The organism is Chryseobacterium sp. G0162 (genome assembly GCF_003815715.1).
Lineage (GTDB): Bacteria > Bacteroidota > Bacteroidia > Flavobacteriales > Weeksellaceae > Chryseobacterium.
Map to the genome: position 1 here is coordinate 3,229,407 of NZ_CP033922.1, position 13,690 is coordinate 3,243,096.

A 13,690-nucleotide genomic window follows, 5' to 3' on the forward strand; every position below is an offset into this window, starting at 1 on the left:
AAAATGAAAAAAATATTTTTAATCATAGGGCTTTCTTCATTAGCATTAACGTTTACTTCGTGCGAAAGAGACATTACTTCTCTGAATGAAGACCCAAAACACCCGACAGAAGTTCCTTCAGGAGTACTTTTCGCCAGTGCTGAACAGGCTTTGATGGATCAGATGTTATCAGCAAGTGTGAACCGTAATATTTCCAGATTTTTTACTCAGCAATGGTCTGAAACAACATATCCGGATGAGACGAACTACAATATGACAGCAAGACCAATTCCTGGTAATCATTACAATCGTATGATGGCGTCAGCATCTGCTACAATCCCTTCTCCAGGAGTTTTATCTGCACTAAGAGATGCAAGAAGATTTCTTGATGGGGAAGATGTAAATCCTGCTCAGAAAAAGAATAACATCGCAATGATAGAATTGGTAAATGTGTATGCATGGGCTAATTTAGTAGATACTTTTGGAGATATTCCTTATTTTGGAGCATTAAAAGCTACAGCAGATAATCCAAATAATGTTGCTGAAATTCCTTATGATGATGCTAAAACGATCTATCTTGATCTTATCAAAAGAATTGATGCTGCTATTGCTATGATGGATATCTCTGTAAAAGGATATGATAAAGATCTGATTTACAAAGGAGATATGAACAAGTGGAAGAAAATGGCTAACTCTTTAAAGTTCAGAATGGCTGTTACATTGGCAGACGTAGAGCCGGCACTTGCTAAGACTTATGCAGAGGCTGCATTTAGCGGAGGGCTATTCACTGATAAAAGTGATAACTTCGGTTTGCAGACTTTCCCTTCAGGATTATTATCTAACCCAGTTTATCAGGATGTAATTCAGTCTGGTAGAAATGACTTTTTACCTTCAGATGTGTTGGTTGATTTTATGAATGCTACCAATGATCCAAGAAGAGATGTTTGGTTCACTAAATTAAATGGTGCATATGTTGGTGGTCCTTATGGAGAAAATAATGTTTTTGATAAGTATTCTCACTTTACAGATGTTATTTCAGGGGAAAACGCTCAAGGATTTTTATTAGATTATACTGAGATTACGTTTTTGAGAGCAGAAGCTGCTGCTAGAAATTTTAACGTTGGAGATTCTGCTGGTAATTTATATAACGCGGCAATTAAAGCTTCTGTATTAGAATATGGGATGGCTGATCCTGATACTGTTGCTGCTACCATTATTGCTAATAATCCATTTAATGCTGCGAACTGGAAAAAATCTATCGGAGAACAGTCTTGGGTGGCGATGTTTAATAAAGGGTTCCAGGCATGGAATTTTACCAGAAGGCTAGACTTTCCTGTATTTGTGAATCCTCCAGGTTCAAGAGTAGAGGGAGTTCCTGTCAGAATGTTTTATCCTGTTGATGAATATCTTGTAAATAGCACTAATGTTAAGGCTGCTGCTGCTAAAATTGGCGGTGATAAAGTAACCACAAAAATATTTTGGGATAAATTTTAAATTAAATAATAGTTTTAAACAAAAGAGTTTTGTTTAAATAATGTAAAAGAAATATATGAGATTTTTTATAGGAATTCTTTTGTTAGTAGGAGTTGCATCATGTTCAAGTGATGATGATGCAAATGTAATTAATCAGGAGGTACAGATTAATGGAAACTGGATCCCTTATAAATATGAGTACAGGGGTAAAGATGTGCAGCTCAATGACTGTGATCGTAAAGGACAGTTAGCGATCAATGCTGATTTCTCTGGAGTATATGAAAGATATGCTATTGTAGAACCAACCGGCAACTGTAATAAAGTTGAATCTTACCCAGGGAAGTGGAGTTATGATAAAATGAATCATATTCTTACACTTACTTATACGGAAGCAGGAACTTCTAAAACATTAAAAAAAGAAGTCGAAACATTTTCAGAGACTGAACTCAGAATACTTGACAACAGTAAAAACTTAGATAATGTACCTGGAAATGATGAAGGAACTTTAGTTTTTAGAAAAGGATAAAAATCTTATGATAATTAAAAAACCGCCCTCGGGCGGTTTTTATTTTTTGTATCGATACCAAAAAAAGAGGTCTTTATGACCTCTTTTTTATCCACCGCAATTTACAGATTTAGGCACACAAGCTCCCCATTCCTGGCATTGTTTGTACCCATCAGGACATCTTCCCCATGGTTCGCAGCATGGTGCATTTCCGGCAGTAATTTTTTTAAGGTCAGTTTTAGTGAATTTTTTTAGATTTTTCATGATAAAGTTTTGTTTGATGACTATAATAAATATATGGAAAATATAGATAAGATTTTGGTTTTCAGAATAATTGTTCAAAAAAATCATCAAATAATTGAATGTAGGTCTTTGCATTATAGACTTGTCTTTTTAATTTCACTAAATTTGTACTTTAAATTTTGAGATGAATATTAAAGATATTATAGAACAAAAACTTTCAGAGGTCATTTTAAATGTATTTCAGTTAAAAGACATCAATCTGGAAATTCAGGAAAATAAAACGGAATTTGAAGGTGACTTTACAATCGTTACTTTTCCGTTGGTAAAACAATTGAAGAAAAACCCAGAAAGTATCGGGGTTGAATTAGGAGAAGCTTTAACAGAGCAGACGGATCTTTTCGAAAGCTTTAATGTGGTTAAAGGATTCCTTAATGTTAAAGTTAAAAATCAACTGTTTGTAGATAACTTTAGATCTGTTCACAATGGTTTTTCAACAATAGATAAGAAAAATGCTACCGTAATGGTGGAATATTCTTCCCCAAATACTAACAAACCGCTGCATTTAGGGCATATCAGAAATAATCTGTTAGGGTTTTCCGTGGCTCAGATCTTAAAAGAGGCGGGTTATGATGTTATCAAGACTCAGATCATTAATGACAGAGGGATTCATATCTGTAAATCAATGTTGGCCTGGGAAAAATTTGGAAATGGAGCAACGCCTGAGACAACCCATACTAAAGGAGATAAATTTGTCGGAAACTACTATGTAGAATTTGACAAAAACTATAAGAAAGAGATTGCCGAACTTGTGAACCAGGGAGTAACCGAAGAACAAGCTAAAAAAGATGCTCCGGTAATGAAAGATGCTCAAAAAATGCTTCTGGATTGGGAAAATGGGGATGAAAAGGTAAGAAGTCTTTGGGCAGAAATGAATTCCTGGGTATACAAAGGATTCAATGATACTTATAAAAGACTAGGGGTTGACTTTGATCAGGTTCAGTATGAAAGCAATACTTATATTTTAGGAAAGGATCTTATCCAAGAAGGTTTGGATAAAGGAGTATTATACCAAAAAGAAGATGGTTCTGTTTGGTGTGATCTTACAGATGAAGGACTTGATCAAAAACTATTGTTACGTTCTGATGGTACTTCAGTATATATGACTCAGGATTTAGGAACGGCTGTGGAACGTTTTAAGCAGAACAATATCCAAAAGCTAATCTATACCGTAGGTAATGAACAGGATTATCACTTCCAGGTTTTATTTAAGATCCTGAAAAAATTAGGATATGAATGGGCAGATCAGTTATTCCACCTTTCTTACGGAATGGTTGAATTACCGGAAGGAAAAATGAAATCCCGTGAAGGAACTGTAGTAGATGCGGATGACTTAATGCAGGAAATGTATGAAACCGCAAAATCTAAAGCTCAGGAACTAGGAAAACTTGAATCTCTTTCTGAAGAAGATAAAGAAGCATCTTATGAAACAGTAGGTTTGGGAGCTTTAAAGTATTTCATGCTGAAAGTGGACCCTAAGAAGAAAATGCTTTTCAACCCTGCAGAAAGTATTGATTTTAATGGAAATACAGGACCGTTTATTCAATACACCTATGCTCGTATTCAGTCATTGTTGACAAAGGCAGAGTTCGCATACGCAGAAACTGCTGATGTAACTTTGAATCAGTTTGAAAAAGAATTGATTATGCAATTGGCTAACTTTAAAACAGTAGTGGCTAAGTCTGCAGAAACATTGAGCCCTGCTTTAGTGGCTAACTATGTGTATGACCTTGTAAAATCTTATAACTCATTCTATCAGAATAATCCTATTTTGAATCAGGATGATGAAAATATTAAACAATTCCGTCTGAATTTATCAGACCTTACAGCAAAGACGATCAAAAAATCGTTAGAATTACTGGGAATTGGAACAGTAAACAGAATGTAAAAAAAGCCTCCTGATTTCAGGAGGCTTTTTTGTATTTTAATGATAGCTGCACAATAATCATTCACTTTTCTCACCATGCATCTGCTTCAAACTATCCGCATAGAGTTTTGCAGGAGTCCATCTTGCATGCTTAGAGAGAATAACTTTGTAACCTTTTTTATAGGTGTATACTTTAGTGAACTTAGCACCAAAAAATATGAGCATACAAGAATAGTTGATCCACATCATGATTAAAATTACTGTTCCGGCAGCTCCAAATGCTGAAGTAGGTTTAAACTGATTGAAATAAAGACTCAGTAAAAATTTCCCCAGCGTAAATAATGTTGTTGTTAAAAAAGCACCTCGCCAAACAGATTTCCAGGTGATTTGTACATCCGGAAGCACTTTAAACATTAGGGCAAATAAAAGCATGACAAGACCAAATCCGATGGAAAAATTGACGACCTCAACAAGTAGATACGTTTCAAATCCAAAATATTGGGTGATGATTGTATTAAAAAGGCTGATTAATGAAGAAAGGACCATGGTAATCATAAGGAGGAATCCAAGAATCAGGATCATTCCTAAGGAGTTAGCTCTATCCAGTAAAAACTTGAGTAAGGCCTTTTTGGGAGCAGACTCTACATCCCAAAGCGAATTCAAGGTATGTTGAAGTTGGAAGAATAGAGTAGTAGAACCAAAAACCAACGCTCCTACTCCTACAGCTTTCATGAAGATATTTTTTTTGTCAATTAAGGCTCCGGCAAGCATTCCTTCGATACTTTTGGCTACATCAGGTCCCATAATCCCACTGATCTGAGTGCTGATTTGTCCACGGATAGCCTCTTCACCAAAGAAGTTACCCAATACCCAGATAATAATAATTAATAATCCCGGGATAGAAAAAATGGCATAATAAGCTAGGCTCGCTGAATCTTTGGATGCAGAAGAACTGTTCCACTCAGTAAAGGTTTCTTTTAAAACTTCCCAGAAAAATTTAGCATTATTAATCATATTAAAAAGGATATCCGATGGCAATATTTAAAACAAGGTTATCTTTTCTCCAGCTTGAATCTCCGAAATTGATTTTATCGAAGGCCCATCTGTCTCCCTTCTCATAGTAAGGTACTCTCAATGGCATAGCCAGGTCTAATCTTAAGATCAGGATAGAGAAATCAAGTCTTAGACCAACTCCGGCTCCTACAGCAATTTCATTCAAAAAGTCTTTTGAAAACTTAGCTCCCGGTCTGTCTGGATCACTATTTAATAACCAGATATTTCCAGCATCCACAAAGACGGCTGCGTTTAAAAATTTATATAAGTTGGCGCGATATTCTGCATTTAATTCCAATTTAATATCTCCGGATTGATCAAAATAAGCACCCTGTTGTATTGTTCTCGGATCAAAACTTCCCGGTCCTAATGTTCTTGCACGGAAGGCCCTGATGCTGTTACTTCCTCCAGAGAAAAATTGCTTGGAAAAAGGAACAAATTCTGAATTTCCGTATGGATAAGCAATTCCTGCAATAACTCTTGTTGCCAATGACGATTTTTCCGTGAATTTATGGTAGAATCTGAAGTCATTTTCAATCTTAGCGTACTGGCTGAAAGGAACTCCAAAAATCTTTTTTTGCTTATCTTCTTTTACATTAGCCCCTGTCACCAAGCCAGTGATATTTCCTGCCAGATCAAGAGTTCCTTTATAATAAAAGGTATTCTTTTTCGGAAACATAGTATTGGTATAAGTATACGAATAAGTAGGACCAAAAATAAGCTGTTTTTCAACAATTCGCTTCATTGCAGGATTAGTCGCTGCAATGGCTTCATATTCTGCAGTAACCTTTTGTGGTGAAACAAGAGTGATATCAATTACTTTCAGATCATGTTCCTTTCTGGCATTTTCCTTCCACACATATCCAAATGAACCAGTAAAATTATTAAGCGTATAATATTGGGTTCTGTTCTGGAATTCATATCCTAATGTAATATTTGTTCTGGGAACAAATTCACTGGAAGAATGAAAGCGGAACGGTGCCACAATTCTTGGTATGGAAAGTTGAACATTAGTTCCGGCGCGGAAGATATTATTCGCATTCTGAGCGCCCCCCATCTGGAAGTCAAAAGCTCCAAAAATGGCAGCTTTAAATTGTTCTGCCCCTCTTAAGAAATTTCTATGTGTCCAGTTCAGGTTAAGTTCACTACCGGCATAATTGGCGGAGTTGGTTCTTCCTAATGCTTCAAGACGTAAAGACTGAATTTGTCTTGGAGTTAATAAATAATAAGCGTCAAATTTATGATTCAAAGAATCCGAAGTTACAAATTCATTCTTCACAAACTTAAATACTCCCAAACTAATCAACCTGTTTAAGGTAAGATTATGATTGGAACGGTTGTAAAGATCTCCTTTTTTAAAGTATAAAGCTCTGTCGAAAATTTTCGGTTTGAATTTATGCTGCGGATCAATGACGTAAATATCATCAAATGCATATTTACTCAAAGAATCTGTGTTCATAGGAACGCTATATTTACCAGCTTTTACATCCTGAATATTATAATTCGGGAATACAATAACTTTATCAATGCTGAACTGTTGAGTCGCCAGATCAGGAGTGTTTTCCTTAAGCTTTACATTCAACTCTACCTTATGGTTTTTGTTGACGGTACTATCTGCCTGTACAATGATATTATCCGGATGAAAATAATAAAATCCTCTTTCTTTTAGCCTGTTATCAATTCTTTCTCTTTCTGCTTTAATAACATCCAGGTCAAATGGTCTTCCATTTTTAAGAAGTGTTTTTCCGGCTACATTCTGAATTTCCTGATTAACAAGACTAGAGTCTTTTTGAAATTTTACACCATCAATCAGATACCTCGCACCTGGCTTTAAGGTATAAATAACCTTTGCTTTTTTATTTTTTGAAACAGTATCATAGGTGGCTCGGGCATTGAAATATCCTTTGTTTTCAGAATAGTTTTCAATGATGTCTTTATTAAACTCACGGTCTACATCTCCCAATAATACAGGTTTTTCACCCATCTTATATTTAAGCCAATAATTAAACCCTTTGTCTTTTTTAGGTTCTTTCGCAATATTGTAGAAATAAAGCTTGGGACGCATTCCTAAAAATGTAGAATTTGGTTTAGGAGTAAGGTTCGCTTCTAAAGCAGCCTGAAGATCCTTTTTTTCTTTTTTGGAAATAGTGTCACTATCAATCTTTACCTCAGCGCCTGTATACAACATCTGGTTTTCTTTCAGAAACCTTGTATTGCTGCAGGAAACTACTGCCGAAGCTAATCCGGAAATCAACAGATATTTACAGTATGTTGGAAATATAGTACTCATTATTTAAATTCTACCACTTGGTTGTTTTGATTCTTTTTAGGCTTCTTCTCTTTGGATTTTTGGAAAATCTCACGGAATTTGTCATAATCTAAAGTAATGATAAATCCAACTCCGGTTTCTATGATTTGCCCTTGAAGAGCTACCTGATATTCATCTTTACGATAAGCTCGTAACATATATCTTCCATCTTTGGACAGACTATAATCTACAGAGACATTTCCTGCAATATTCGTCATGTTCTCATTCTGACGGGCCTGTCCTTCTAATCCAAAATTACTTCCGACGGTTACTTTCAGTCTGTCATTCAATAATTTTTTACTGATATCAACATTCAGGTCGGTTCTGGTATTTTTTTGTCCTGTGGAATAATCCTCCGAAGAATCCAATCCAAAATTAAGATCTACTCCTTTAATAAGTCCAGATGCCAGATTATTTAATTGCTGAGAAAGAATTTTACTCACACTCTGTCTTGCCATAGTTTCCGCAGACATTCCGGCACCACTTTCAAACGGATTCTCGCCGATGAAACGGTTTAGGAGCAGTAAAGCAAACACCTGTTTATTCAATTCAGATTCCTGAGTTCTAAGTTGAGCCAGTTTCTGATCAATAACATCCTTAACATTGGAGGATACCGCATTGTTTTTCTCTTCCGTGGTAATATCGAAAGTCAGTTGCGGTTTCAGCAGCTCTCCCTTCATTTTTAATAGGGTATTAAAAGGTATTCTCTGCTTATATTGATTCATTGTGGAAGCACTCTCACCACTGATCTGTTGTTCTACGAGATCAATTGGAGCAGCTTCAGTTTTATATACCGCTGTAATATCCATGATAGCGGTTGTAGGCTCTCCTGTCCAGGTGATGGTACTTCCTTTCTGGATATCAAATTTCCGTTTCAGGAAACTTACCGAAAGATCATAACTTCCTTTGTTGACTTCATAAACTCCTACCAATGTTGTTTTTCCTGATGGATCAATACCTCCGGTTAATTCCGCTTCTCCCTGAAGCTGTACAAAGTCACCATTGGCTTTATCAATGATGATGGATAGTTTTGCTTCTTTACTTACTTCGATATTGACGCTTACGTCCATTCCTTTAATACGGCTTTGGGCATCCAGGGAATCTGTTTTAATTGTTTTGTTTAAAACCACCTGATCCTGATCCACAAATTCTACAATTCCATCTCTTTCCTGTAATGAAGGGTTAGATTGAGGAAGAACAAAAGTGAAATCTGTATTATCTGCAACACTCAGTCTTCCATCTACTTTTGGTAAGTCCAGGTTTCCACGGATACGGAGACCTGCGTCAATTGCAAGAACTCCATACATCATAGCGTCGTTTGATTTCTGTGAATTCACTACCTTGAAATCCTTGGCATTGACGTTCATATTAAACGCGAAATCTCTGTAAGTTTGAGTAAGAACCTGGCCATCTACAACCAGAGCATTTCCATCCTTATCTTTGATCTTGAAATTATTAAATTCAATACCTCGGTTGGTAAAATCAATTTCATCATTCAGGTTTCTGAAGTCACTTCCTATTTTTGCAATTTCCAATCCTGCATCATTAAACTTTACTTTTCCAAGAATATTCGGCTGACTTGTTGTTCCCGTGATTTTCAGATTTCCGGAAAGATAACCTTCTGTATTGGTAATGGCATTCATAGAGAATCCTTGGATACTCTTCATCTGAAGTTGATTGATCGCCATATTCAGGTCAAAAGAGCTGGAAGCAGTATTGTAATCACCCAGAATTCTTACATCGTTATTGTTTCCGGAAAGGGCGATGTCAGCATTTAAAAGTTTCGGTGAAGAATTATTTACTTTTACAGCCAGATTTCCAACAGGACTTCCATAAACAATAAGGTTGGAAACATTTAAATCAGAGGTGAAAGTCATATTTTTCATCACATCACGAAGTTGGGCTGTTCCGTTGATGGTTCCTCTAGCCAGGACCGTATCTTTTTTGATAAGTTCTGTAATCGTTTCGATTTTAAAATCTTTCAGAGCGATGTTCAAAGGGCTACTTGGGCTATTGCTTTCTGACTGAATAGAAATTTCACTTGCACCATTGCTCAGCGTGAAATTATCTGCCAAAATTCCTTTGCTGCTGATCTGGATTTTATTGTTTTCAGCAACATTCCAATCGCTGTAGTTTAGTTTTAAACCGTTTGGATTCAGGGAAACTTCTGTAATGTCGTTAAGTGATTTTGCATGTCCTGCAATCAGGAATTGAGTAGCATCTTTATCATCTTTAGTAGTGATATTATAGTTGATGGTATTATCAGCAACATCCCCGTCAATGTTAATTTTTTTCAGTGAAAAGCTTGAACTTTTTAAAGCTGCAACATTCAGGTTATATTGTAATGCCTGATTTTCATTAGTTACTTTTAAAGCTCCTTTTTCAATCGTATTTTCACCATATAATAATTGAGGAATCTGACCATCAATTTCAATTTTTTGAGAATCGGCATCATAGTTTCCTGCCAGATTAATGGTTTCAAAACTTTTCAGATCCGGTACAAATTTTCTGATCAGATCATCATTTTTAATCTTTGCCGTAAAGGTAAAATGTTGTCCCGGAGTAATTTTTTGCGTTTTATCCGGTTTTTGGAACTGATAATACTGATTAATGGTCTGCGTTAAAGCTCCAAAGATCTGTGTAAGTTTATATTTACCCTTCAATTCAACATCTGCAATCTGAGAGTTGAAAATAATCTGTGTAGAATCTGTAGTAGAAGAGGCTTTCAGGTTGACTTCCTGTACAGGATAGACTTCTTTGGTATCAGAAAAAGCAAAATCTTTAAGGTTTAAATAACCATTCAGATTATTCGGATCAAGACTTGTAAAGTCTCCATCTATTTTTCCGGCCAGGATCATTGGTTTTTCGTAGAAGCCAAGCTTGTTGACATCTAATTTGATCACCTCCCCATTGACTTTTACGGTAGGATTTTTTTCATCATAAATTCCCGATGCTGTCAAAAGTAAATCAGCATTCGGGTCTTTTGAATTTAAAATAACATCATAAGCCCCTTTATTGATCTTACCTGTTAAGTTCATATTCTGATATCGATACCCTTTGTACACGGCGGAAGCAACATGTCCATTCAAGTTAGCCCTGGCATTTTTGAAATCAAAGCTTTCTCCTTTAGCTGAAATCTGAGCTGTGATAGGGCCAATGTCTTTATTTTGAATGATTTTCCCAACCTGTATACCCTGAAGGTTAGCTTTTACATCATATAATTCATGATTTTTTCTACGCATATCCACATTGGCAACAATAGCTGCATTTCCAAGGGTAGAGTAGAGGTTAAGGTCTGTATTGACCATTTTTGTAGTTCCCTTGGCATTTCCTTTGACACTGAAATTTGAAGGAAGAGAAATATTAGAAGGAATCGTATTCTTTGGAACTAAATTGAAAATCGTCTTAGCGTTAGAAGAAAATTCTCCGATTCTCAGATCGTAATACAACTGATCGGGATTCATTGCATTTTTAACTCTTCCGGATGCATTCACTCTCAATTGATCCAGTCCTGAAACTTTTAAGTCTTGAATGAAAAGGTCATTAACACTTCCCTTCACATTGGCATTAACATTCAGGATGGCGTTTGGATATTTATTGAATGGAACTGTATTTTTTAAAGTAGGAACCAGATTTAAAATATCAGAAAATCCGATTTTTGAATCTTTGATATTGGCAGAAATTTTTACTGCGCCTAAATTTGAAGTCAGCTGATCGATGGAATTATAATTTAAAATAACCTCATCGCGTAATAAAGTCTTTGGAGTCTGTAGGTACAGATCTTTCAGATAAGCTTCTTTTTCAGCATACACAAAATCCGTATTGAATTTTTGAATATCCAGTCCTCTTGCTTCCTGAATTTCTGCTGAATTAACTGTTCCCGCGAAAGTATTATTCTCCATTTTAAAACTTCTCACCTCAACATTCATTTTGGAGAAATTTAGGTGGTTGAAATCTATTCCCTGTTTGGTAGGGGCAATTGCGGTATTATTGTAGGCTACCTTTACATCATTTAAAACCAGTTTTCCTAACAGAAGGCTCATTGCTTTATCCTGCTCGGAAACTTTTGAAACTTCAGGTTCTTTTTTATTTTTTGGATTGGCATTTTGAGCAGGAAGATAAAGGTTAGCATTGATATCTGCTCCTGAAAGGAATACATTTCCAACGTTGAAAGCATTATTTTCAAGATCAAGTTTGTTGACCTTTGTACTTAATTCTTTGAATAAAACTTTAGCATAGGTTTTGGTGTTTTCATCACCATAATCAATATCAAAGTGAGTCAGTTTGATTCCTCTCAACCCAATATTCATCGGTTTTTTTTGATTCAGGGAATCTACTTTTTTCTCCACCTTCTTAGAAACTTCTTCTACAATTCCCTGTTTCAGTTTTAATTTTAACCCATCAAGATTAATATCATTGACAGCGTAGGTATTTTTATTAAGGTCGAATTTTTTGACCCTGGTATCAAACGATTTAAAATAGAGATTAATATCATTCTTCGACTGTTGGTCATTGAAGGTAACCCCAATATCTTTTAAATTGATTTTATCCAGAGAAATAATGAAAGGCTTGGAAGAACTTTCTTCTTTATCACTGCTCGCAAAGGCATCAATAATATAATCAAAATTGAATTTGCCATCCGGTTTTCTGACTACGTTGGCGCGGGCACCTTCCATGTCTACAGAGGTAATATCCGCAGTAGAGTTGATAAGCTTAAGCATATGTAAACCCACATCCAGCTTTTTTACGGCTAAAAGAGTATCTACATCCTTGCCTTTGAGGTAGAGATTTTCCATCACAAGACTGTTAGGAAAGCCAATGTAGACTCTCTCCAGACTTACTTTGGTTTTAATTTTTTTCTCCAGGTAAACAATCAATCGATCTTTGATGAAGTTTTGAACGGCTGGAAGTCTTAGGCTTAGGATCAACAGGGTAAGAAGAACCAATATTGAAATAAAGGTTATTGCAATACGCCTTAAAAGTTTGCTAGTGTTGATTTTCAGTTTCAAAAGTGAGAAGGTTTCTAACAAAGATAATAATACTATTTTATTCTGTCTTTGTTGTGGTATCCCTTATGAATGCAAAAATCCTGCCTTGGCTGCCTTATTATGGAATTTTTAGTTGTGTAGTTGTCAAGTGAATAGTTGAGTAAGACGAGCCAAGGTGTGGATTGTATTTGAAAAAAGCCCCCTTTTAAATCATTTTTTAATGTTGAAAAGGTTAGTTAGCAAAAATGAAAATTCAAATGTTAGTGTAGTTGCAAAGGGGGCTTGGCATGGTTTATATGAAATAATAAATTTCTAGTTGTTTCCGTTTTCCCATTTTACATCTTCTCCCTGTGGTGCGGCACCGCCTTGAGCTTCTGTAATAGGAGCAGTTTCCTGGTTGATGTGATAAATATAGGCTGCAATTTTTTCTGCATCTCTTCCGGTAATGGTTCCTTCTTTGATGAAAGGTCTCATGGTAGGATTATTTGGAGAACCATTTTCAAGCATCCAGAAAACATTTTTAAATAAACTTTTTTCTTTAATATTGATCCAATGAGTATCCGTAAGATTAGGACCAATACCTCCTTTTCCTCCGTCTCCATGGCAGGTTACACAGTTGGTTTTGAATAATTCCTGTCCTTCTGCGATATTATCTGCACTATATTTTGCGCTTTCCAGATTGATCTGCGGAGCTGTTTTTTCATACTCTGCGATAGATGCCAGCATGGTCTTGGCTTCTTTCGTGTATTCAGCTTCCGGATGGGCATAATCTGTGAATGAAAAGGCCATCAGGTATACCACACAAAAGATACATCCGAACCAGAACAGGCCTATCCACCATTTTGGAAGTGAGTTGTCAAGCTCTGTAATTCCATCGAAACCATGGTCGATCAGAATATCTTTTTCTTCCGTAGCAGATTGCTTTTTGAAGGCAGAATTCCAAAGTTTTTGGTAATAGGGAACGCTTTTTTCTTCAAGGTATTGTTTTTTCTCTTCCTCCGAAAGTCTGCTGAAGCTTTCGTTTTCAATCATGTCTCCAATGGAGTTCATAATCATCAGAAGGATAATCGCAATCAATATCAGTGCCCAGAAAAATGGGGAGGAAAAATATCCTGAATCACTGGCGAACATTTCAAAGGCCATGATTGTTAAGCCAATGGTTGTTGCGATATATATTGAAATTGGGGTTCTCGTTTTCATTACATCAATTTTTAATG

At 35.9% G+C, this 13,690-nt stretch carries 8 protein-coding genes; 3 read left to right on the forward strand and 5 right to left on the reverse strand.

Annotated features, from left to right (window positions below):
- Positions 1-3 precede the first annotated feature (3 nt).
- Both EG344_RS14705 and EG344_RS14710 read left to right on the forward strand, forming a co-directional pair.
- Positions 4-1,473 carry a SusD/RagB family nutrient-binding outer membrane lipoprotein gene (locus EG344_RS14705; RefSeq protein WP_123910061.1) on the forward strand — a complete coding sequence of 490 codons (1,470 nt, stop codon included), beginning with the start codon at positions 4-6 and terminating at the stop codon, positions 1,471-1,473.
- Positions 1,474-1,528: 55 nt separating this feature from the next.
- Entirely contained in the window at positions 1,529-1,978 is a 450-nt protein-coding gene (locus tag EG344_RS14710) for a lipocalin family protein (RefSeq protein WP_123910062.1), read from the forward strand.
- Between the two features lie 87 nt (positions 1,979-2,065).
- Here the strand turns inward: EG344_RS14710 and EG344_RS23970 are convergent, their stop codons facing one another.
- Positions 2,066-2,221: a hypothetical protein gene (locus tag EG344_RS23970; RefSeq protein WP_164464442.1), complete on the reverse strand. Its 156-nt coding sequence runs from the start codon at positions 2,219-2,221 to the stop codon at positions 2,066-2,068.
- 163 nt (positions 2,222-2,384) lie between these two features.
- Between EG344_RS23970 and argS the strand changes: the two genes are divergently transcribed.
- Positions 2,385-4,145, forward strand: coding sequence for an arginine--tRNA ligase (gene argS / locus EG344_RS14715; RefSeq protein WP_123910063.1), 1,761 nt, complete (start codon positions 2,385-2,387; stop codon positions 4,143-4,145).
- A gap of 57 nt (positions 4,146-4,202) precedes the next feature.
- Here the strand turns inward: argS and EG344_RS14720 are convergent, their stop codons facing one another.
- The 4 genes from EG344_RS14720 to EG344_RS14735 all read right to left on the reverse strand — a co-directional run bounded on the left by EG344_RS14720 (position 4,203) and on the right by EG344_RS14735 (position 13,673).
- Positions 4,203-5,138, reverse strand: coding sequence for a YihY/virulence factor BrkB family protein (locus tag EG344_RS14720; protein WP_123910064.1), 936 nt, complete (start codon positions 5,136-5,138; stop codon positions 4,203-4,205).
- A 1-nt stretch (position 5,139) separates the two neighbouring features.
- On the reverse strand, positions 5,140-7,467 hold the full coding sequence (locus tag EG344_RS14725) for a BamA/TamA family outer membrane protein (protein ID WP_123910065.1): 2,328 nt from the start codon (positions 7,465-7,467) through the stop codon (positions 5,140-5,142).
- Complete coding sequence (locus EG344_RS14730; RefSeq protein ID WP_123911826.1) at positions 7,467-12,494, reverse strand: translocation/assembly module TamB; 5,028 nt, start codon at positions 12,492-12,494, stop codon at positions 7,467-7,469. The genes EG344_RS14725 and EG344_RS14730 overlap by 1 nt, the downstream gene beginning before the upstream one ends.
- A gap of 291 nt (positions 12,495-12,785) precedes the next feature.
- Positions 12,786-13,673, reverse strand: coding sequence for a cbb3-type cytochrome c oxidase N-terminal domain-containing protein (locus EG344_RS14735; RefSeq protein ID WP_123910066.1), 888 nt, complete (start codon positions 13,671-13,673; stop codon positions 12,786-12,788).
- Positions 13,674-13,690: the final 17 nt, after the last annotated feature.

What these genes read in the sequence shown, in the direction of transcription:
- EG344_RS14705 (WP_123910061.1), top strand. Translation starts at nt 4, where the DNA reads ATGAAAAAAATATTTTTAATCATAGGGCTTTCTTCATTAGCATTAACG.
- EG344_RS14710 (WP_123910062.1), top strand. Translation starts at nt 1,529, where the DNA reads ATGAGATTTTTTATAGGAATTCTTTTGTTAGTAGGAGTTGCATCATGT.
- EG344_RS23970 (WP_164464442.1), bottom strand. Translation starts at nt 2,221, where the DNA reads ATGAAAAATCTAAAAAAATTCACTAAAACTGACCTTAAAAAAATTACT.
- argS (WP_123910063.1), top strand. Translation starts at nt 2,385, where the DNA reads ATGAATATTAAAGATATTATAGAACAAAAACTTTCAGAGGTCATTTTA.
- EG344_RS14720 (WP_123910064.1), bottom strand. Translation starts at nt 5,138, where the DNA reads ATGATTAATAATGCTAAATTTTTCTGGGAAGTTTTAAAAGAAACCTTT.
- EG344_RS14725 (WP_123910065.1), bottom strand. Translation starts at nt 7,467, where the DNA reads ATGAGTACTATATTTCCAACATACTGTAAATATCTGTTGATTTCCGGA.
- EG344_RS14735 (WP_123910066.1), bottom strand. Translation starts at nt 13,673, where the DNA reads ATGAAAACGAGAACCCCAATTTCAATATATATCGCAACAACCATTGGC.